The organism is Bacillus sp. BB51/4 (genome assembly GCF_008368845.1).
GTDB lineage: Bacteria > Bacillota > Bacilli > Bacillales > Bacillaceae_G > Bacillus_A > Bacillus_A wiedmannii.
Genome location: NZ_QOSC01000002.1, coordinates 24,391 through 44,416 on the forward strand (window position 1 = coordinate 24,391; position 20,026 = coordinate 44,416).

At 34.4% G+C, this 20,026-nt stretch carries 19 protein-coding genes; 5 read left to right on the top strand and 14 right to left on the bottom strand.

The annotated features are described in order from the left end of the window. Positions 1-5: 5 nt before the first annotated feature. The 4 genes from opp4C to DN392_RS00980 all read right to left on the bottom strand — a co-directional run bounded on the left by opp4C (position 6) and on the right by DN392_RS00980 (position 5,668). Positions 6-929 (bottom strand): oligopeptide ABC transporter permease, encoded by a 924-nt coding sequence (gene opp4C, locus DN392_RS00965; RefSeq protein WP_000447957.1) that lies wholly within the window; start codon positions 927-929, stop codon positions 6-8. A gap of 12 nt (positions 930-941) precedes the next feature. Then, positions 942-1,898: an ABC transporter permease gene (locus DN392_RS00970; protein WP_000860732.1), complete on the bottom strand. Its 957-nt coding sequence runs from the start codon at positions 1,896-1,898 to the stop codon at positions 942-944. 108 nt (positions 1,899-2,006) lie between these two features. Further along, positions 2,007-3,734 carry an ABC transporter substrate-binding protein gene (locus DN392_RS00975; RefSeq protein WP_000730673.1) on the bottom strand — a complete coding sequence of 576 codons (1,728 nt, stop codon included), beginning with the start codon at positions 3,732-3,734 and terminating at the stop codon, positions 2,007-2,009. A 233-nt stretch (positions 3,735-3,967) separates the two neighbouring features. Then, complete coding sequence (locus tag DN392_RS00980) at positions 3,968-5,668, bottom strand: ABC transporter substrate-binding protein (RefSeq protein WP_000785086.1); 1,701 nt, start codon at positions 5,666-5,668, stop codon at positions 3,968-3,970. 237 nt (positions 5,669-5,905) lie between these two features. Between DN392_RS00980 and DN392_RS00985 the strand changes: the two genes are divergently transcribed. Next, positions 5,906-6,103 carry a hypothetical protein gene (locus DN392_RS00985; RefSeq protein WP_000369259.1) on the top strand — a complete coding sequence of 66 codons (198 nt, stop codon included), beginning with the start codon at positions 5,906-5,908 and terminating at the stop codon, positions 6,101-6,103. 244 nt (positions 6,104-6,347) lie between these two features. On the opposite strand, the gene abc-f is transcribed toward DN392_RS00985, so the two are convergent. Beyond that, positions 6,348-8,228, bottom strand: a complete 1,881-nt coding sequence (abc-f, locus tag DN392_RS00990; RefSeq protein WP_000150919.1) for a ribosomal protection-like ABC-F family protein — start codon at positions 8,226-8,228, stop codon at positions 6,348-6,350. Between the two features lie 124 nt (positions 8,229-8,352). Then, positions 8,353-8,487: an RAxF-45 family protein gene (locus DN392_RS30215; protein ID WP_046956655.1), complete on the bottom strand. Its 135-nt coding sequence runs from the start codon at positions 8,485-8,487 to the stop codon at positions 8,353-8,355. Between the two features lie 421 nt (positions 8,488-8,908). On the opposite strand from DN392_RS30215, the gene DN392_RS00995 reads away from it, so the two are divergent. Together DN392_RS00995 and DN392_RS01000 are read left to right on the top strand one after the other, a co-directional pair. Further along, positions 8,909-9,037, top strand: a complete 129-nt coding sequence (locus DN392_RS00995; protein WP_002109112.1) for a hypothetical protein — start codon at positions 8,909-8,911, stop codon at positions 9,035-9,037. A 134-nt stretch (positions 9,038-9,171) separates the two neighbouring features. After that, on the top strand, positions 9,172-9,966 hold the full coding sequence (locus DN392_RS01000; protein WP_000381057.1) for a DUF4931 domain-containing protein: 795 nt from the start codon (positions 9,172-9,174) through the stop codon (positions 9,964-9,966). Positions 9,967-9,977: 11 nt separating this feature from the next. Here DN392_RS01000 and DN392_RS01005 read toward each other — a convergent pair whose 3' ends face one another. Further along, positions 9,978-10,511, bottom strand: coding sequence for a transglycosylase SLT domain-containing protein (locus tag DN392_RS01005; protein ID WP_000713257.1), 534 nt, complete (start codon positions 10,509-10,511; stop codon positions 9,978-9,980). Positions 10,512-10,761: 250 nt separating this feature from the next. On the opposite strand from DN392_RS01005, the gene DN392_RS01010 reads away from it, so the two are divergent. After that, positions 10,762-12,411: a DUF2334 domain-containing protein gene (locus DN392_RS01010; protein WP_064056427.1), complete on the top strand. Its 1,650-nt coding sequence runs from the start codon at positions 10,762-10,764 to the stop codon at positions 12,409-12,411. A gap of 35 nt (positions 12,412-12,446) precedes the next feature. On the opposite strand, the gene DN392_RS01015 is transcribed toward DN392_RS01010, so the two are convergent. From DN392_RS01015 to DN392_RS01040, 6 genes are all read right to left on the bottom strand, one after another. Further along, on the bottom strand, positions 12,447-13,952 hold the full coding sequence (locus DN392_RS01015; RefSeq protein ID WP_064056426.1) for a DL-endopeptidase inhibitor IseA family protein: 1,506 nt from the start codon (positions 13,950-13,952) through the stop codon (positions 12,447-12,449). Positions 13,953-14,130: 178 nt separating this feature from the next. Continuing rightward, positions 14,131-14,964, bottom strand: a complete 834-nt coding sequence (locus DN392_RS01020; RefSeq protein ID WP_088091144.1) for a TatD family hydrolase — start codon at positions 14,962-14,964, stop codon at positions 14,131-14,133. A 744-nt stretch (positions 14,965-15,708) separates the two neighbouring features. Continuing rightward, positions 15,709-16,065, bottom strand: a complete 357-nt coding sequence (locus tag DN392_RS01025; protein ID WP_000728373.1) for a YxeA family protein — start codon at positions 16,063-16,065, stop codon at positions 15,709-15,711. Positions 16,066-16,203: 138 nt separating this feature from the next. Continuing rightward, entirely contained in the window at positions 16,204-17,040 is an 837-nt protein-coding gene (locus DN392_RS01030) for a YitT family protein (protein WP_000248044.1), read from the bottom strand. 117 nt (positions 17,041-17,157) lie between these two features. After that, on the bottom strand, positions 17,158-17,487 hold the full coding sequence (locus DN392_RS01035; protein ID WP_001004223.1) for a PH domain-containing protein: 330 nt from the start codon (positions 17,485-17,487) through the stop codon (positions 17,158-17,160). 147 nt (positions 17,488-17,634) lie between these two features. Continuing rightward, a complete protein-coding gene (locus tag DN392_RS01040; protein ID WP_001273893.1) occupies positions 17,635-18,612 on the bottom strand; it encodes a LacI family DNA-binding transcriptional regulator in 978 nt (325 codons plus the stop codon). A 305-nt stretch (positions 18,613-18,917) separates the two neighbouring features. Here DN392_RS01040 and DN392_RS01045 point away from each other — a divergent pair, with 305 nt between their 5' ends. Beyond that, positions 18,918-19,013: a DUF3948 family protein gene (locus DN392_RS01045; RefSeq protein ID WP_001060010.1), complete on the top strand. Its 96-nt coding sequence runs from the start codon at positions 18,918-18,920 to the stop codon at positions 19,011-19,013. 79 nt (positions 19,014-19,092) lie between these two features. On the opposite strand, the gene DN392_RS01050 is transcribed toward DN392_RS01045, so the two are convergent. Then, on the bottom strand, positions 19,093-19,692 hold the full coding sequence (locus tag DN392_RS01050) for a lysophospholipid acyltransferase family protein (RefSeq protein ID WP_000277787.1): 600 nt from the start codon (positions 19,690-19,692) through the stop codon (positions 19,093-19,095). Positions 19,693-20,026: the final 334 nt, after the last annotated feature.

The following is a 20,026-nucleotide window of genomic DNA, read 5'->3' on the forward strand; positions in this document are numbered from 1 at the left end:
CTCACCTACCGTCTCATCTTTGGATCTAACGCATCACGAAGTGCATCACCAAGTAAATTAATGGATACAACTGTTATAAAGATTGCAAAACCAGGCGGAATCCATAACCACGGACGCTTTTGGAAATCAATTAACGAGTTAGCTGCGCTAATCATATTCCCCCATGATGGTGTAGGTGGGACGACTCCGAGACCTAAGTAACTTAGTGCGGACTCACTCAAAATTGAACCTGCAACACCCAAAGTTGCTACAACAATAAGCAACGGAAAGACGTTAGGAATTAAATGATGAATAATTTTCCGAGAATCCTTTAATCCTAATACATCTGCTGCTTGCATAAAGGCTTGCTCCCGCAATGTTAAAATTTGTCCTCTCACAAGCCGGGCAAGTCCTGGCCATCCTACTAAACTTAAAATAATCATTACAACATATAAACGGTATTCCGATGGTAATTTCCATTCTGATAAAATTGCTCCCATTATAATAAGTAGCGGTAATCCCGGAATGGACATTAACACATCCGCAACACGCATAATTAAATGATCTACAACCCCTCGATAAAAACCAGCAATTGCTCCTAATAAAGCTCCTAGTATAACGGATAATAGCATCGACGCTAAACCAATTGTTAATGAAATACGCCCTGCTTGCATAAGTCTAGTTAAAATATCCCGTCCCAACTGGTCTGTTCCAAGCCAATGTGACAGGCTGGGTGGTTTATTAATTTGTGTTACTTGTACTTTCCCATCAGCATACGGCGAAAAGATTGGACCGATAAAACTAAATAAAAACATAAATATTAAAACGTATAAGCCACACAGTGCCATCTTATTTTTCTTAATTTTTTTATACGCTTGGCGCCATGGTGATGATTCATTTCTCTTTTTTCGTTCTTTCTTTTTCTCTATTATTGGTGTAATAGTCTCCATATCTTTCCCCCCTTACTTCAATCGAATTCTTGGATCAACAAACGCATATACAATATCAGCTAAGAAATTAGCCATAATTGTTAAACAAGAAAGAAACATTGTAAAGGCCATTAATACCGTATAATCACGGAAGTTTAATGCTTCTAATTGAATACTCCCAATCCCTGGCCAATTAAAAATCTGTTCAATAATAATCGCTCCTGAAAATAAACCAGGTAATTCAAAAGCAAGTAATGTAATTGCTGGCAAAATTGCATTTTTCAATGCATGTTTATAAATAACGGTTCTTTCTTTTAAACCTTTTGCACGAGCAGTACGAATATAATCTTGCCTAACAACATCCAACATGCTTGTTCTAAAATATCGTGTTAATGATCCTACACCAAGAAGCGTTAAAATAAATACAGGTAGAATCATATGACGTAATACTTCTAATATGTATGCTATTCCTGTTGAGTTACTCCCAATATCAATCATGCCACCAATAGGTAATAACTTTAAATCAACTGCTAATAATTTAATTAAAAATAATCCGATAAAGAATGATGGAAATGACATTGCTGCAAAGACACCGATTGTTACCAATCTATCAAACCAAGAGTGCTGCTTTGTTGCAGAAATAACCCCAATAATAAGAGCAATAATCCAAGTGAAAAATAAAGCTGCAACAGCAACGATAAATGTATTCCAAATAAATTTATTAAGTAATGAAGTTACAGGTTCTTGATACTGTAGAGAAAATCCAAAATCACCATGCAAAGCATTCACTAACCATTGAAAATATCTTTCAATAATTGGTTTGTTTAAGCCATACAATTCCCTTAACTCTTGAGCTCTCTCTGGTGTTAACTTTGGATTTGAATCAATATAATCCCCCGGCAAAAGTGCAAATAAGAAAAAAATAATAATAGATGTACCAAACAATGTAGGGATCATTTGAAGGAACCTACGAACGATATATGTTTTCACCTTTTGTCTCCCCAATCCTATTTACTTAAAAATAGAAGAACATTTTTTCAAAACAGCTACTATTCCATCGCTGTATGAAAAAACGCCTTCTATTATTTAGGTCAACCCTTATTGTTCAATAGATAACACTGGTAAGTTGGAACTAATGCTATCGTACTTTTCTGGATCAATTCCTTTTATACGTGCATTATGAGCATAAAGTAGTTTACGATAGTTTAATAAAATAACTGGTGGATCATCACTTAACTCTTTATACAGTTCTTTATAAATTGCTTTACGTTTTTCAATATCTGTCGTCCCTATACCTTTTACAATCAAGTCATCTACTTTCGGGTTGTTATAACCCGTATCACTTTTTGGATTAGTTGATAAGTAATCACTTACAACTTCACTTGGATCACTAATTCCTGGTGTTGAAACTGCCGCTAAATCGTAGTCACCTTTTCCTACTTTTGAAAGCATCGTATTAAAGTCCATCAACTCTGGATTTAATTCAACACCGATTTCTTTGTAACTTTCTTTTGCAATTGGAATAAAGATATCATTTGTCTTACCTGTATTTGATGCGTAATATGTTAATTTTAGTTTTTGACCATCTTTTTCACGAACCCCGTCAGAACCTACTTTCCAGCCAGCCTCATCCAATAATTTTTTAGCCTTTTCTACGTCATGTGGATATTTATTAATACCTTCTTCTGTATATGCCCATGAAACTGGCGCAATTGGTACGTTAGCAACAGATCCATATCCTTGTAAAGCTGTATCCACATACTTCTTACGGTCTAATCCATAAGTAAGTGCTTGACGTACCTTCTTATCCTTCAAATACGATTTCTTATTATTTACATAGATATAAGCAATATCACTTGATGATTCAAGATTAATATTTGCAAACTCTAATCCTTTTAATTGGTCTATATTCTCAGGATTTGCTCTAAATCCACTATAGTCCAGTTCACCTGTTTGGAATAATTGGAATCCAGTATCACCTGATGTGATTTTGTAAATAAAGTTTTTGATTTTTGGTTTACCTGCATAATAATTTTCGTTAGCAACGAAGCGTACTTCTTGACCTGGAACATATTTTTCAAATTTATATGGACCCGCTGCAATTGGTTGCCCATATAATGCTTTTAAATAGTCTAAACTTGTATTTTGTTTATAATCTTTTCCATAATAAGCTTTTGATAGTACTGGGCCACCTAAATTAGTTAGCGCCTGTGAATTAACTTTTTCAGTCGTAATTTTAATTGTCTGTGGATCAACAACTTGAATTCCTTCAATAGAAGTTGCTTTTCCTTCTTTATATTCCTTCCCGCCTTTAACAGCATACTGAGCAATATCCAATCCACCTTCATACGCTTTATCATGAAGTAGTGTTAATGTAAATGCTACGTCATCCGCTGTTAAAGGCGACCCATCACTAAATTTTAAATTTTTACGTAAATGGAATGTATATGTTAACTGGTCAGCAGAAATATCCCATTTTTCTGCAAGGTCCGGAATAGGTTTACTTTGTTTGTCTGTTGTTACTAGTGACGCAAAAATAACAGACGTTACATTTCCATCCCAACCATTATCTTGGAAATATGGAAGGAAAACTCCCCCTGGCTTAGAAATGGCTGTAATAAACGTATCTTTTCGCTGATTTGCTTTCTCTGGACTTTTCTTTTTATCTGTAGCTGGAATTGATTCAATCTTAGAGTCTTTTAAATCCTGCTTTTTTACTGGTTCTGTAGAAGCCGTATCTTCCTGTCCCCCACAAGCAGATAACACAAGCGAACTACTCAGTAATACTGAAAATACACCAGCCCATTTTTTTGTCTTTTTCTTCATTGTCCCCACCCTAACTTTTTTTAATAATTAAACCTTATGAACTGCTTGCCTTATGTATGCCTCCCACAGCAACATTTTATAGTCAATCGGAAAAGTCGGTTTTAATCGTAAAAAATAGATGTTTTTGAGGGGTAACAATCCTATTCCGACCTTTCCGGTAGACTTTATGGTTATTAGCTTATATCGTCAGTTATATTTTGTCAATTCTTTCTAAATAAATATTTCGAAAATTTCTATTCTATCTTTAATTTAGGTAAACTTAATAAAATACCGTTATAGTTATCTTCTTGTAATCCTTGAATTCGTGCATTATGTGCAGACACCACTTTGCTATTATTCAAGAAGATTACAGGCGGGTCTTCGCTTAATTCTTGATATAACTTTTTATAAATTTCTTTTCGCTTTTCAATATCCAACGTTTCTAATGCTTGCTTAGCTAATTCATCTACTTTCGGATTATAATATCCATCATAATTTCGTTTACTTGTTGAAACAAACTCTTCAATCGTTCCGCTCGGATCATCAATCATTGGCGTAGATACCATCGCTAAATCATAATCACCTTTTATCACTTTTGAAATCATCGTATTAAAGTCCATATATTCTGGGTTAAACTCTATACCCAACTTTTTATAATCTTCTTTCATCACAGGAATCATTACATCATTTATTTTACTTGCTGATGAGGCAAAATAACTTACTTTCAATTTTTGTCCATCTTTTTCACGAATTCCATCCGAACCCGCTTTCCATCCAGCCTCATCCAGTAATTTCTTCGCCTTCTCTAAGTTATACTCATATTTATTAATGCCCTCTTCTGTATACGCCCATGAAACTGGCGTAATCGGTACATTAACGAGTGACGCATATCCTTGGAAATACGTATCAATAACCTTTTGACGCTCTAATCCGTAAATAAATGCTTGGCGGACACGTTTATCTTTAAAGTATGGCTTCTTATAATTCATTTTAATGTAGCCATAAGAGCTTCCTGTATACACATTAATATTAGCAAAACCTAAATCTTTTAATTGCTCAATGGTCTCCACGTTTGTCGTAAAACCATCATAATCTACTTCTCCTGCTTGAAATTGTTGTAACTTCGTATCACCCTTTGTAATTTTATAAATAAAGTGCTCAATCTTCGGTTTTCCTTCAAAATAATTTTCATTTGCTACAAATCGAACCTCTTGACTAGGAATATATTGATCTAACTTATAAGCTCCTGCTCCCACCGGCTTCCCATACAACTCTTTTAAATACTCCAAGTGTCCTTGTTTATACTCTTTCCCGTAATACGCTTTAGATATAACTTCTCCACCGATTAATGATAGCGTTTGAGCATTTACCTTTTCAGTCGTAATCCTAATTGTTTTCGGATCAATGACTTGAATTCCCTCAATAGAATTCGCTTTTCCTTCTTTATATGCTTGCCCACCTTTTATTGCTGTTTGGCTTATATCAGTCGCACCACTATAAGTTGGATCATGTAATAACGTTAATGTAAATGCTACATCCTCCGCAGTTAACGGTTTACCATCACTAAACTTCAAATTATCTTTCAAATGGAATGTATATGTAAGCTGATCCTCCGAAATATCCCACTTCTTCGCCAAAATGGGAATTGGTTTCCCTTCCTTATCCAGTCCAACGAGAGGCGCAAAGATAGCTTGCGTTATATTACCATCCCATCCATTCTCCATAAAGTGCGGAAGGAATATCCCTCCAGGGCTCGGCATTCCAACTACAAAAGTATCTTTTCTTTCATTTACTTTTGTAGGACTTTTTGATTTGTCGCTCGCCTTAATAAATTCATCTTTTACTTTTAGTACGTTCCCGGCTTCATTTGTACTTGCTTCCTCTTGACCACATCCGGCTAGTAATACTGACACACTAAGAAATGTAGCAAGTGCTCCTTTAAAAGCATTTTTCATTGCCCTCTCACCTTTACCTTCCTAATTTTTATCGATGCAGGAACATAGGCCTCCTCTCTGTAACTATCTTTATTTTTCCTATAAAAATAGTATGAATTAATTTCAAGATTATTCCTTTCCTTTAAACATGTCAATCGTTCTCTTTTATTTCGTATTAAAAAATTAAAAATTCACTTCTATTCGTTCAGTATGAAACATAGAATACTAATAACCAATTACCAAAAAGGGGGCGAAAACATGGACAACCTATTCCAATACGTCCTGCACTACGTATTATTAACAATTATGATAGTCGGGGCTCTATTACTATTCCCATTCTTCCCAAAGTTCGTCCTCTTTTTAGCTTTTTTTATTATGCTCGGGATCGCCATTATCATTTCAACAAGGGAAGATACGACACAAAAAGAAAGCAGAGTTCAGCGCGTAAAGCTGTAACTCTGCTTTTTTATTTTCAATCCTGATCCGCCGTTTCACATACTTATGTCTCGGGAAATAAGTAACCGATCCAAAAAATCCCTAATATCATTTATGTTTTACAATCTATGTAAATTACGGAACAAAGATGTATCAAATTTACTGTTTCACGTGAAACACAATTTTTATTTTTCTCTTAAAGTAAAATATGAGTACAAAAAAGCGAATCCCTTCAGCAAAGCTGAAGGGATTCGCTTTCTACTTTTTACTCCACAATATTCTCTAACTCATTATATAACTCCGCTCGTAACAACTCTTTCTTCGTTTTTTCTTCATACAATTGTTCAAGCATTTCAACATCAACTACATGTTCCATCTTACACTCAAGCGCATATATATCCTCTTCTACATACATTAACTCCGTTTCAATACCCTCAACATTCCTAACTTCTTTCTTTTTTACAGGAGCTGTTTCAATATTTTTTCTTCCTCGGCGTTGCTGCTTTATTACTTGTTTCTCGAGCTTTTCTTCCCACTTTTGACGAGCCCATGCGTAGTTCCCTGCAAACTCAAATAATTTATGCTCATCAATCCAATACGTCTTTTCAAATAACTTATTTAAAAAATAACGATCATGTGAAACAGCTAAAATCGTTCCATTATATTGCTCAAGAGCTTCCTCTAAAACTTCCCTTGATTCAATGTCGAGATGGTTTGTCGGCTCATCTAAAATTAAAAAATTGATATCTTGATACATAAGTTGCGCAAGTCTTAACCTCATTTTTTCTCCACCGCTCAGTTGCGTTACTTTCTTAAACACCGCTGGACCATAAAATAAAAACCTAGCTAATATATGTCTCGCTTCTCCCTCTGTTACAGCTACATATTCCCTGAAAGCCTCTAATACATTACTCTTCATATTTCCGTACGCATGTTGTGATAAATAACCGATTTTCACACTACTACCAATACGGATTTCTCCAACGTCTGGTTCTATTTCTTCTAATAATAACTTTAGTAACGTTGTCTTTCCTGTACCATTACGACCAACGATCGCCGCACGCTCTTGAAAACGAACATGTAAATTCGCTTCGTTAAATAAAGGGTGGCCAGCAAATCCTTTACTCACTTCTTTCATTACAACAACATCTTTCCCACTTCTCTCTTTCCCTTCAAACTGAAGTCCCATTTGTTTTCGTTCTAAAATAGGTTTCTTTAGTTTCTCTATACGTTCCAGTGCACGTTCCATACTTCTCGCTCTCTTATGCAATCCTTCATTCGGAGGATTCGCCTGATTTGCCCATTCACGTAGTCGTTTAATTGCTTCTTTCATTTTCTTTATTTTCTTTTGCTGTTCTTGATAAGCCTGAAACTCCTGAAGTAACCGTTCTTCCTTTTCCTCAACAAACTGAGAATAGTTCGTATGATACACGTGAATCTCTCCATCTTCTAAATCAAAAATCTTCGTTACAACTTCATCAAGGAAATAGCGATCATGTGAAATGACCATAACCGTTCCATTGTATTCTTTTAAAAATTGCTCTAGCCATTCTACGGCGAATAAATCTAAATGATTGGTTGGTTCATCTAATAGAAGTAAATCTGGTTTCTGCAACAACATGTATGCAAGGCTTACTTTTGTTTGTTCCCCACCACTTAACTCGGAAAATGATCGGAGAAATAGTTCTGTCACCTGTAGACCGTTTGCTACCTTCATCATATTCGCTTCTATTTCATAACCACCAAGAAACGCAAACTTTTCTTGGATTACTCCGTATCTCTCCATTAATCTTTGTAAAGCAGACGGTTCCCGTTCTTCTGCCATATGTTTTTCTAAAGCACGCATTTCTCTTTCTAATTCCTTTTCTGTTTTAAAGGCGGAACTCAATACATCATATATATTCATACCCTCATCAAATTTCGGAATTTGTGCCACATGACCAATACATGTACCTTTCTTCATATGAATGTCCCCTGCATCCAAACTTTCCATTCCAGTTAGAAGCTGAAAGATTGTTGTCTTCCCACTACCGTTACGACCAACTAATCCAACACGTTCACCATTCTTTATTTCAAGCGATATATTTTCAAATATGATGTTTCCACCAAAAGATTTCGTTACATTATTTACACTACAAATTGTCATTTTCCGTACTCCTTTCAATATAAAAAACCATGGGAAAGAAACATTCCCCATGGTTTTCGGCATAGAAAAAGGAAGCCAAATAGCTCCCTTTTCACACGTTTATTAAAAATGGGTGAAGAGATTTCTATCGTTCAATAGCTACTATGCAATTGTTAAAAAAGGACAGACGTATCCCGTTAACAACTACATCATGAAAAATCGCACGACAAAAATAGATATAATCTAAAAATTTGGCACGTGCAGCTAAAGAACGTTTCATCTCATTCACCTCTTTCGTACGGAATTTAATACTTACTTCTTTATTATACTTCCCCATTTCATGTTTGAATAGTCATTTTTCTGAAAATAATGAAGATAGACTAAACATTTCAATAAGTGACATCAAATCTTACAACACTGTTATGTTCACGTAATGGAAAGCGATAGTACGAAAAAGCGCCTCCCTATACAATAAAGATGTAAACAAGAGAGACAACAAAAGGAGGTAAACAATCATGATGAAAGAAATCGTAAAAGCAATCTTTGAGGTATTAGTGAACGGACAAGCAGTTGTAAAAGAACTAAACGAACTATAAAAAGGAGTGAAGGAATATGATAAACATGGTAAAAATGATTTTACACGCTCTAGTTGATGCAAAAGCAGTTAGCCAAGAATTAAACGAACAATAAAAAAGGGGTAAATGAATATGAAGAAAGCCATTATTGTAATCGCAAGTACAGCAATTGCCTTATACACAATAAAAAATAGAAAAAAGAAGCACAATAAAAACAATCTATATTATCCATACACATTATTAAAGAAAAAATAAAAGACAAGGTACCCTATCTTAATGAGGATATCTTGTCTTTTATTTTTCCTATCCCCTTTAAAGGATTTCCTTCTCCCTTTCCCGAATGTATTAAGCGGGATTTTTACACACATTTTAAAGGGGCATACATACAAATGGATACACAACAACTATACTTTTTAAACGATATTGGCAAACAAAAACCAGAAAGCATTCGGAATAGAAGCGCCACATGTCCTTTTTGTGACAGAGAAAATTTAACGGATATTTTAGCAACTGAGGACTCAATTATTTGGCTAAAAAACAAATTTCCTACATTAAAAGATACATTTCAAACGGTGCTAATCGAAACAGATAATTGTGAAGACCATATTGCGACATATACAGAAGAACATATGAGATCGCTAATCCGTTTCTCCATTCAACATTGGTTAGACTTACAGAAGAATGAAGAATTCACATCTGTGATTTTATACAAAAACCATGGTCCATTCTCAGGCGGAAGTTTGCATCATGCACACATGCAGATTATTGGAATGAAATATGTAGACTACCTCGATAACGTAGAACAGGAAAACTTCCAAGGAGTAATTGTGCAAAAAAACGAACACATTGAACTCAATATTTCAGATCGTCCTATTATCGGTTTTACTGAATTTAATATCATCATTGAAGATGTTGAATGCATAGATGAACTAGCAAATTATATTCAACAAACTGTACGTTACATACTGACAGATTTCCATAAAGGATGTAGTAGTTATAACTTATTTTTCTATCACTTAAATGGAAAAATCATTTGTAAAGTTGTTCCTAGGTTTGTCGTTTCACCCTTATATGTAGGATATAAAATACCACAAGTTTCTACAAAGCTAGAAGACGTGAAAATACAACTCGCGCAGTACTTCACGAGCGAAAAAGATACAATTATTCACAAAAAAACAGAGTAGGTATAGAAAACCTACTCTTTGATTACACCTTTATTTCGATAGTACACGTCCTCTAACCCGACGTTATACTTCATGTTATTATCCGTCCACTCTGGCCCTAAATTTCCCGGCCATCCAGATGTATTTGCTATATATTTTAGTAATGCAAAATCAGTCAAACCTTTTTGCACCCCGCGCTTATATCCTTTCATTAAATGCGGCATTGCAATTTGCGCATTTGTACGTGGATCTTTCAACTCTTCATCAGTTAAATGCTCTGGTGCAAGTCCGCCACCGCGATGCAATTGAAACAATCCGAATGAAGTTCCATTATCTCCAACACTTCTTGGATTTAACCGGCTTTCATGTTCGGCAATTGTAAGAGGTATCCATTCTGGAAGATTGACTTTCTTTGCTTCCTCTATAATAATTTGTTTCATCTGTTTTGCTTCTTCTGAGTCAACATAGCTTGTCTCATTCATTAACTTGCCCATTCCTTCAGACTTTCCTTGGAAATATAAGTACACCCCAAGAACAACTAAAAATCCTACAAAGAATTTCTTCACTACCTCTACCTCTTTCTCCGCTGAAATTTGTCCCCTTTCAGCCTTCTTCCCTTTACAATTACCAACATTCTATCATTCTCTTACCCTTTTATCATAGCAAATAACTATACATATTATCATCATGCTTTAGACCGATTTTGTGAAAAAACAGCTGGTAAATATGTGCAAAAATGTAACTTTCATAGACTATAACTTATTTCTTGTATATAATTGTAAATTGAACTCTACATATAGAATAGGAGCAGACCAAATGAAAAAGTGCATAATACTCTTGTTCAGCATTTTACTACTTATCCCTATCCACACCTCTGCACAAACGTCACCAAAACCAAAAGTACTTGTTTTATATAGTACAAAAGACGATAAAATTACAAATAATATTCAAATCCTTAATATTCAATTAGGCCATTTTACAAACGATATAACTACGAAAAGTTTAAAACAAGCTAATGAAATTACTAATTCATCTTCTTATACACATATTGTCTATATCGGTGAACAAAAGGAAGAGTTTCCTGCTGAAGCAAAACAACTGATAGAAAATTTCTCAGGCCCAGTATTAGTTCTAGGACAAAATGTTGAACAATTATCTAATCGCTTTTCTTTCATTACTCTAAAGGATAGTGATATACGAGTTAATAAAATCGAATATCCAAGCCATAAGCTAAAAAACACTTTAGAAGAGGAACGATTGATTCAATCTTTTGATACAAACGGAACTATTCTTGCTAACGCTGTAAGTTCAAATAACAAGAACCCACTAATCGTTCAGCATGAAACATCTTATTACGTGGCAACGCCACACCTCTTTGACTGGATGTCTCATTACGTCGGTGAAATGTTATTTTCTTACTTTGGACAAAAGCCAACGACAAATAAAGTAGAGGCTTATTTGCGTCTTGAGGACGTTCATCCGGCCGCAGATATAAATCAATTAAAAGAAATTGCTGAATTACTAAAAGAGAAAAAGATTCCTTACATGATCACTGTTATTCCTGTATATACAGATCCCGAGACAGGTAAAACACTGCATTTAAAAGATAAACCCGAACTAGTCGATCTTTTACGCTCTATGCAAGATGATGGTGCAGCAATTATTATGCATGGTTATACGCATCAATTTTATGATAGTGAAACTGGGGAAGGTTTTGAATTTTGGGACGTAAAAACAGATCAACCAATTCGTCAACCGAAGCATGAAAAACCAAAAACAAAAGATGACTTCCCTAATGTCGAAGCATATAATGCATATGTAAAAAAAGGGGAAGAGTTTGAAGAAAAGTATACGACTGATCATATTGAAAAAGGTATTCAAGAACTTGTAGATGCCAAACTATATCCTGTCGCATTTGAAGCACCTCATTACACGATGTCTCAAAAAGGATATGAAATATTATCAAGGTACTTTTCAACTTATGTAGGACAACTACAGTTAAGTGATACAACTTGGAAATCCATGCACTCACCATTTTATACAAGTACCCCATCATTTTTACACGGGATGAAATTAATGCCTGAAACAGTTGGCTTTATTGAAGAAGATAAGCCACATGCTATTGCAAAGATGAAAGAACGTGCTGTATCTGTTGCTAAATTATCCGATGGAGTTATTGGTGCATTCTATCATCCTTACTTAGGTGTGAAACCATTAAAAGAAGTATTAAAGGATCTAGAAAGTATTCCAAATATAGAATGGATTGATTTACAAAAAGAAACAAATGAAGTGAAAATGAAAGATATTCATATTACGACTAACAAAGATGGCATTCACGTTGAAAAACCAACAAGCGCAGATGACGTAATGGATTATATAAAACAATATGGGTTCTTCCTTATACTTGGTTTCTTCGTCATTGTCTTTCTTTTTCTATTAAGACGCGCGAAAAAATTAGAGTCATAATACAAAACCACCAAGCAGAATGCTTGGTGGTTTTTTTAACTTAAACCAAAACGTGGCATGTTATTAATAACCCATTGATTATTTTCATAAACAAATTCAACTTCTACTTTTTCCGTTACATTATCATAGTCATTATACGTTTCTACCTGCGCTTTTATTTTCCCATCCTTCAAATCGGCAGAAATAATTTTCGTGAATTTAGTCGCTGCTTTTGACCCTGGATCTCCAATAGCATAGTGCATTTTTCCATTTAACTCTTTAATATACTTACTCTTCATATACTCTGCTATAAATGATTTTGAGAAGTACGTAGATAGCGTAGTCTCTAAAGTATCCCTCGTATTATAAATAGGATTCACTAATTCCCCGTACGAAAAATCCCCTACTCGTTTTGGGTTTCCTGTTAGTGCAGCCATTTGAATATTAGTAAGTTCCTTCTGTGCATTCCATACTTTCTGTAACATACCGTCATCTGCTAACTTCTTATCTTGTGCTTCATTTGATTTCTTTGTATCTAGATTCAAAATAGTCCCGTTATCCGTATAGAGATACATATCTCCTGCTACAAAATATAAATAGGATTTCATTGGTTCAACCGCTTTATTATAAATCACTTTTTCATTTCCACTATTCATTTTCTTCTTATATACTCCGTCCTTTTTTAAATAATAAAAAGTATCCCCTTTCACATTCATCTGCAAAGCATCCTTTACCAATAGCTTTTCATTATTTTGTTGAATGTCTATTTCATATATGCCATGCTCAGCTTCATTTGTTTCAAAAGGTAACGAGAAGTCGACAACAGCATATAATTTTTCATTATTATACGTAGCACTAGATATTGTTGCATAATTTTCTTTTGACCAAGTTTTATTATCGTTTGTCACTTGCGTTCCACGATTTTTATTCCAATGTAGAATACTATCGTCTATCGTTCGAGACCAACCAGAGTTTTTAAATGCCGCTTCTTCTTCCTGTCCCGTTTTCAAATCCATTTTTACAATCCCTACAATATCAAAGCCACCATGCTCAGAATATTTTTTCGGATAAAATAAAGTTTGGTCTTTTATATAAACATAATTTGTATCATCTTTTAACGTGTCTAGCTTTTTGCTAGATATATCATACTTCATTAAAGAAGATAATCCTGCATTCTTATCTTTATCCGTATGAATAAAATATAAAGATTTATCTTTTATATTTATGTAAGAAGCATTTACGCCTTTTATTACAGGCTCTGCTGTTTGAAATTGATCTTTCGTACGATAAATGCCTCCTGTATTTTTATCACTATTTACCGCATAGTAAACCCATCCATTACTCTCTACCATCTTCCCTTTATTAGAACTGTTTCCAACCGTATTCCCATTTTTCTCATTTTCTTTCATCTGTTTTTCAACTACTGGATCAATTTGTTCTTCCTTCTTTTCCTGTGTTGTGTTTGGATTTATAACCTTTTTTTCTGCCTCACACCCAAACGCTACAAGTGAAAGTGCACCGACCATCATTGTAATAGCTATTTTTTTATACGCTCTCCCCATTTTCTTCCCTACTTCCTTCATCAAATTAAGCACATCATAAATTATAGAAAATATTAGAAAAAATATCCATAATAAAAAGGACAAGAGTAACGCTCCTATCCTTTCAAATAAAGTGAAACTTTAATCAGTGGGGGTTTTGTCCATCCCCCACTGATTATTAGTTAAACCAATCGGGTTTTTACGGGCGGTTGATTTCCCACCTAACTCCTCCGCATTCGTCGAATTTTGAGGTGGGAGTCTTACTGCCCCTTAATGCGGGGTAAAATTGAATCGTATTTTCATATATCGTTTTCGCAACCTTATCAACAGATACGTTTTTTATAACACTAATTTCCTTTAATACCTCTCGAATCATTCTCGGATGCGTCATAACATCCTCGTGAAATTCCCACGGTCCATCTGTTTCTACCATCATATATTCAAGTGGATAATACGAAACAATTTTTCTAATTTTCTCCTTATGTAAAACATCTGGCGTAATAGAAATATAATAACCGTTCCTCATCATCCGTTTCATTGTTGTTTCACTTCCTTTAAACCAATGAAAGTGTGCACGTGAAACTTTATATTTCTCCAGTAAATCACATACAATATCAGCATCTTCATACACTGCATGCAATATAATGGGTAAATCATATTTACTAGCTAGTTCAACAAATCGTTGTAACACTGATATATATGAATTGATAGCAATGTGCTCATCTTCTTTTCTTAAATAATATGGCAAGCCTACTTCACCAATCGCAACTATGTCTTCTACATGCTCTTCAATTAATTTATAAATTTGCTCACATTCTTCTTTATGAATCAGTTGCTCCGGATGAAAACCTATTGCTGGATGTACAAAAGGATATCGCTTTGCTAAAGATAAAGTTTCTTTACATGATTGATAATTCATAGATACCGCGATAAGTCCCTGTATCTCTTTACTATGTTCCACATCTTTAAGTAATCTACTTTTTTCTTCATCCTTATATTGGTCAACATGTATATGACTATCAATCCATTTCATCTTTATTCCCCCATAAAAAAAACAAGAAAGGATCTCCCTTCTTGTTTTATCATCTATGTTATTTAACAATTAAGTTTGTTATGATATCAAATAATCCAATACATACTACGGCAACAGTAAAGTAGCTACAGAAATCTTTAATTGGAAACTTCACTACTTCTTCTTTACGCATCCCAGTTTTCTCCCTTCTTACTATATCCCTAATTATTTTATCTATTTGTATCTATTATGCAAAAAATATGACAAATTTACTATCGAATTAACTTACGTAAACCTTACAATGTTGTAAGGTTTATAAAAAGAGCCTCATCCAAATAAAGATGAGGGCTATTAAAAAGTAGTTGGTTTTTCATTCTTCATTAATATTACAAACAGAAAGTAATACAGTGAGACTTTCTAATTACACTATATGAAATTCACTATCTTTTAACCATCGAATTACATTACAGAAGACTTACATGTTTGTAAGCTATGTGTAATGTAATTCGATAGTTTCTCTTACCTACATCTCGTACAATAAAGTTAGAAAGCAAGCCAAATAAGAAGAACACTCACATAACCAAATTACATTGCTAGTAGCTACTCTTCTTATACCTTTCACTCATGCTACTACAATGTACCCCCTTCCCCTTTATATAACAAAAAGAGCCTTAGTCCATATGGACTAAGGCTCTTTCATGAACCCCAAAATACCCCTACCTAGTATTTTTATTTTCGACAAAAAATAGGTGGGGGTATAATCCGCTATCTCATCGTTAAAAGTTTACTCTTCGCATTAATAGGAATATTTACAGCTTCAATTTCTTCAATCGCCTCTCCGTAGCGTCCTTTTGCATACACCTTTAACGCTTCATCTCTCTTTAACATATGCTTAACAGTCTTCTTTATTTTTTGTTCTCTTCCACGTTCGTCAAATGCAATAAATTCATATTCATACCACTCATCACCAATATGCTGACCAATTGTATTCACGACCGTATAGTATTCTTTCGTCTTATAAAGTGGATTATATTTATCGATAACTGGTCCAAGTTTCGTAGGCAGTAACATTACTACTATCACTATCATCGCTATTATAGTAGCGATCATTTTTTTCTTCATAATCAATCTTCCTCCTCTGCAGGATATATATACATCCATTTTAAAAAGAAGGAATAAAATCTACTATTGAATCTCATTACATTACACTTACATTTTTGTAAGAATTAAAAAAGGTGAACGAATTTACTCGTTCACCTTTTAGCTCGCTTTAAAGCCACCGCCAAGTACATCACGTACATCATGAATAACAACGAAAGCATCTTCATCTACTCGACTAATAACCTGCTTTAACTTAACAAGCTCTTGTTTATTTATAACAACATATAACACTTCTTTATTTTTACCAGTATATCCGCCGCGTCCTTCTAATACAGTGACACCGCGTGTCATGTTTTTCGTAATAGTTTCACGGATTAAATCCGGTTGATTTGAAATGATTGTAACAGCTGTTTTTGTATCCATTCCTTCTACAATGAAATCAATCACTTTTGCTCCGATGAATACTGCAACAAGTGTGTACATTGCTTTTTCTTGCCCTATTATAAATACAGAACCAGCAATTACCACAATATCAATAATAAGTACGCCTTTACCAACGCTCCACCCTAAATATTGATTGGCTAACCGAGCTAAAATTGCCGATCCTCCTGATGTACCTCCAGCTTTGAACATACAGCCTAATCCGACACCGACAAATAAGCCAGCGAATAAAGCCGCTAATAACGTATCACTATTTACATGATACTCAATATGTTCCGTAACATATAAAAACAAGGATGTTTCTACAATCCCTAAAATTGTATAAACCATCGTTTTCTTATCAAAAAATTTATAACCAATAGCTAGTAAAATTGCATTTATAGCAAAGTTTACAATCCCCGGCGACCAATCAAATAAATAGTACGTAACAACCGTTAAACCAATAATTCCACCCTCTGATAAACGGTTTGGAATTGCAAAGTAATTAATACCAATTGCGAATAATAATGAACCAATTGTAATTAGTGTTATTTCCTTTATACGTTGATTAACCATAGTTCATACCTCCCCCCATTTGACATTGTATCACTATCTCCTAGAGGTTTAGAAGTTGTTTTTATTGCGCATTTTTACTCTTAAAGATCGGGATATTATGTTTAAACAAAGGGGTGATTAATTATTCATATTCGCTCTAACTGTACGGACAAATCGCTCCACATTCCCCTTCTGAATATACTTAGCTCGAATGGTTTCATGATTACAAGTACATTCGAAATGCGGACGAAAATCTATGCTATCTATATGCAAATATGAATAATCTTTAAATGTTGCAGGATAGTATGGAAATTTCCCATAAAAGAGGAGACGTCTAGTAGTAGCAGCAAAAATCCCATGTTGATACGATAGCGTAAAATCATCCTTCTCAAATATCCCTACGACAAAATCCAAAATCTTTTCATCATCCTTTATATGCTTTTTCACACTCAATAAAAGTTCATTCATGCATATCCCTCCAAATACTATTCTTGAAAAGAATCCATGGATTATTACAGACCGGTTTAACTCCTTTATAAAGTATGAAACGCGTTTCCTGTCAAAGATATTTCAAAAAAATAATCCGTTATGCAATTTACACATAACGGATTAAAACTAAACAGTAGAGCGTTCCACAAGTTCGTATGGAATTTCCACCTTTTCTTGTTTAGAACTTTCATCACGTATTTGCCTGTAAAACATTTCAAAGGACTTTTTACCTATTTCCTTTAAATTTTGATCAATGGTTGTAAGTTGTAACACTTGCGAAATAGGTTGATTATCAAAGCCAATAATCGCTAAATCCTTAGGAACTTGAATGCCTAATTTTTCAGCTTCTGTCATCACCCCAATCGCAACTTCATCTCCGGCTACTATTAATGCTTCAGGAAGATGCTGCATCCCCTTTAATTTATGAGCCACTCTCACACCATCTTCTAAAGTAAAACATTCTGTGAAAATCCATTCTTCATTCACTTCTTCATCTATAGATTGCAATTGCTGTTTATAAACATCAAAACGCTTTTGACTACTCGGCCCTAATTTCCTTCCCGTGCAATAACCAATTTTTTTATAACTTTTCTCAATCAAATAATCCATTCCTAATTGAAAAGCGGCCGAATGATTCGTATATACACTTGAGATATTCGAAATATCATTATCTTCACAAGCAACAATTGCCCCATAGGAAGCATACGGCTCTATCGTTTCCCAATCATTTGCACGAGAACAAATAATAAGACCATCCAATTGTTTTGTTTTTAACATATGTAAACTTTTCATTTCTTCTTTTTTATTATAATTCGTTTGGCAAAGTAGCACTCTGTAATTATGAGCTAACGCCACCTCCATCATCCCGCCTACCATCGCATCAAAGCATGGATGATTAATATACGGTAAAATCACACCAACAATATTCGTTTTCCCTTTTGATAAATGAACAGCATTTGCGTTTTGTGAGTAATTCAACTTCTCCACTATCTCTATAACCGCTTTCCTTTTTTCTTCACTTACATACGGATGATCATTCAATACTCTCGAAACAGTCGTAACTGAAACTCCCGCCATCTTTGCAATATCTTTAATATTAGCCATACACTCACCTCTACTTTTAACTTAATGAATCCCATGAACATATGTCAAATCTTCTCATCATTACATCTTCATTCGTTTTTCTTACAAAAGTGTAATTTTCCTGTAAGCTAATTCGATAGTGACTCCCTGCAATATTTCATACAATTAAGTCAGAAACAGAGCAACAACTATTCGAAAAGGAGCGGATTCATATGATGAACAAAGTGAAATCAAACAATTTTTTAAATACAATGGGCATGGTATTTTCTGCTCTAATCGATGCTAAAGCTGTTGCTTCTACATTAAACAAGTAAGGAGAATTCATTATGAACAATATCACTTTTAACAAATTAGATTTTTTAGGACTAGCTAGCGGATCAGTTCTTCTTACTGCTTTTATTTACGCCGCTACGCTTGTATAAATTTCGTGTCCCCTTTCCCCTTTATTATAAATAGTAATAGAAAAGACGACCGTCTATGCCCGGTCGTCTTTTCTTATTTTCAATTTGATTGCAAAGTTTCCTTTAGCTCATCAAACTTCTCATTTAATTGATCTGTCATCATTTTCATAGCTGTTTTTCGATCTATTTGTTCTTCCGCATCAATTTGAATTGGATCTCCAAAAATCAATTGCGCCTTTTTCCCTTTTATTAATTCTTTCACACTCGATGGACCAACATAAGCTGCCGGTACTAACGGGACATTAGAACGTAGCGCAATCGTAACAGCACCAGCTTTTAATGAAACATCTTCTGTTGATCGTGTCCCACTCGGAAAAATCCCTACTACTTTCCCTTCTTTTAATAGGCGTGACGGGATTTTGAGTGTACTCGGTCCTGGATTCGCACGATCTACAGGGAATGCATTCACATTTTTAAAGAACCAGTTTTTGAATTTCCCTTCAAATAATTCTTTTTTGGCCATGTAATGAATTTGGGTCGGGTACATCCCTGTAGCTAACATTAATACATCCATAAAACTTGTATGTGTACACGCAACAACATACGGGCCGCCTTCTGGTAACTTTTCTCTCCCTTGCACCTCTACTTTCCCAGCTGTTTTAAATATATATTTCAACAAAAATGTAATTGGTTTATACATTTGTTTCGTTCCTTTCTGAATATCCGAATTATAATCATTTTCTTATAACGATTATAACACTAAGTTTTAGGAGTTGGTAATAATTTTAAGTATTAATTGTTACATTTCAATTCTTACAAAAGTGTAATTTTCTTGTAAGCTAATTCGATAGTTACTTCCCCAAATATTTCATACAATTAAGTCAGAAAGAAACAACAACTATTCGAAAAGGAGCGGATTCATATGATGAACAAAATGAAATCAAACAATTTTTTAGATACAGTGGGCATGGTATTTTCCGCTCTAATCGATGCAAAATCTGTTGCTTCTACATTAAACAAGTAAGGAGAATGCA

Bases quoted from the DNA above. Each gene is read 5' to 3' on its own strand.
- DN392_RS01015 (WP_064056426.1), bottom strand. From the start codon at position 13,952: ATGGGGAGAGCGTATAAAAAAATAGCTATTACAATGATGGTCGGTGCA.
- DN392_RS01020 (WP_088091144.1), bottom strand. From the start codon at position 14,964: ATGAAATGGATTGATAGTCATATACATGTTGACCAATATAAGGATGAA.
- DN392_RS00995 (WP_002109112.1), top strand. From the start codon at position 8,909: ATGAATATGAAGAAAGCCATTATTGTAATCGCAAGTACAGCAATTGCC.
- DN392_RS00980 (WP_000785086.1), bottom strand. From the start codon at position 5,668: ATGAAAAATGCTTTTAAAGGAGCACTTGCTACATTTCTTAGTGTGTCA.
- DN392_RS01045 (WP_001060010.1), top strand. From the start codon at position 18,918: ATGAACAATATCACTTTTAACAAATTAGATTTTTTAGGACTAGCTAGC.
- DN392_RS30215 (WP_046956655.1), bottom strand. From the start codon at position 8,487: ATGAAACGTTCTTTAGCTGCACGTGCCAAATTTTTAGATTATATCTAT.
- DN392_RS01050 (WP_000277787.1), bottom strand. From the start codon at position 19,692: ATGTATAAACCAATTACATTTTTGTTGAAATATATATTTAAAACAGCT.
- DN392_RS01000 (WP_000381057.1), top strand. From the start codon at position 9,172: ATGGATACACAACAACTATACTTTTTAAACGATATTGGCAAACAAAAA.
- DN392_RS00975 (WP_000730673.1), bottom strand. From the start codon at position 3,734: ATGAAGAAAAAGACAAAAAAATGGGCTGGTGTATTTTCAGTATTACTG.
- DN392_RS00985 (WP_000369259.1), top strand. From the start codon at position 5,906: ATGGACAACCTATTCCAATACGTCCTGCACTACGTATTATTAACAATT.
- DN392_RS01030 (WP_000248044.1), bottom strand. From the start codon at position 17,040: ATGGTTAATCAACGTATAAAGGAAATAACACTAATTACAATTGGTTCA.
- DN392_RS01025 (WP_000728373.1), bottom strand. From the start codon at position 16,065: ATGAAGAAAAAAATGATCGCTACTATAATAGCGATGATAGTGATAGTA.
- DN392_RS01035 (WP_001004223.1), bottom strand. From the start codon at position 17,487: ATGAATGAACTTTTATTGAGTGTGAAAAAGCATATAAAGGATGATGAA.
- abc-f (WP_000150919.1), bottom strand. From the start codon at position 8,228: ATGACAATTTGTAGTGTAAATAATGTAACGAAATCTTTTGGTGGAAAC.
- DN392_RS01040 (WP_001273893.1), bottom strand. From the start codon at position 18,612: ATGGCTAATATTAAAGATATTGCAAAGATGGCGGGAGTTTCAGTTACG.
- opp4C (WP_000447957.1), bottom strand. From the start codon at position 929: ATGGAGACTATTACACCAATAATAGAGAAAAAGAAAGAACGAAAAAAG.
- DN392_RS01010 (WP_064056427.1), top strand. From the start codon at position 10,762: ATGAAAAAGTGCATAATACTCTTGTTCAGCATTTTACTACTTATCCCT.